This window comes from Streptomyces sp. LS1784 (assembly GCF_020103755.1).
Classification (GTDB): domain Bacteria; phylum Actinomycetota; class Actinomycetes; order Streptomycetales; family Streptomycetaceae; genus Kitasatospora.
Genome location: NZ_JAHSQD010001121.1, coordinates 1 through 1,073, shown reverse-complemented (window position 1 = coordinate 1,073; position 1,073 = coordinate 1). Strand labels below are relative to the sequence as shown.

General features: G+C 74.6%; 1 protein-coding gene. It reads left to right on the top strand.

Annotated elements, in window-relative coordinates; translation table 11 throughout:
• Positions 1–467: 467 nt before the first annotated feature.
• A partial coding sequence (locus KS423_RS46060; RefSeq protein ID WP_224285598.1) for a co-chaperone YbbN occupies positions 468–1,073 on the top strand: 606 nt, incomplete at its 3' end.

Sequence of the window (1,073 nt, the reverse complement as noted above, 5' to 3'; positions counted from 1 at the left end):
GGGTTCCGGGGCCGCGCCCGCGGGTTGTGGGGCCGCGCCGGCCGGGTCGGGGCACGCCGGGTCCGTGCGTTCCGGGCTCGCTGGGGGCTGGGCGGCCGGCACCGGGCCTCCTTGCGCTGTACTGGTAAGTAACTTGGGTGGGGCTGGTAACGGTAGCGACTGTTCGCCCGATCGGGGAGCGGGGCGGTCCGGGAAAGTGGGGCAGGTCACGTCGCCGAACCGCCGGTTGGGCTTGCGGGCGGGGCACCGGCTCCAGTTACGCTACGACTCGTAGCGAAAGCAGTGACAACCAGGCGCCGCATCCCGTGGGACGGGAGCGGCGCGGGCGCGGGTGGGGATCCGCGCCGAACGGTCCAGGCTACCGGGGGAGGGGCGCGGCGCCCGGGAACCCGCACCGCGCGGCCCGCGCGGGGCGACTTTCCGGAGGTTGGTGCCCGCGAGCAGCGCGGACGGGGGAGGATGGTGCCATGCAGCCACGGAATTCGCGTCTCAACAGCTCCGCCCTGCGCGGTGCGGTCGACCTCGCCGCAGTGAAGGCGGCCGGCGAAGCCGCCCAGAAGGCCGAGCAGGCCCGGGCCGAGCGGGCCCGTCAGGCGGCCGCCGCCGAGTCGGCCGGAGCCGCCCCCGCCCAGTCCGCCTACCAGCTCGTCATCGACGTCACCGAGGACACCTTCGAGACCGAGGTCGTCCAGCGCTCCACCGAGGTGCCGGTCGTCATCGACTTCTGGGCCGAGTGGTGCGGGCCCTGCAAGCAGCTGAGCCCGGTCCTGGAGGGCCTGGTCGAGGAGTACGCCGGCCGCTTCGTGCTCGCCAAGATCGACGTGGACGCCAACCCGCTGCTCTCCCAGCAGTTCGGCATCCAGGGCATTCCGGCCGTGATGGCCGTGGTGGCCGGCCAGCTGGTGCCGCTGTTCCAGGGGGCGGAGAGCGCCGCCAACATCCGCAAGATCCTGGACCAGCTGATCCTGGTCGCCGAGCAGCGCTTCGGCGTGGTCGGCGTGGCCGGCGGGGCGGTCGCCCCGGGCGAGGCCGCGGCCGCCGCCCCGCAGCACCCCGAGGACCCGGCGCTGTCC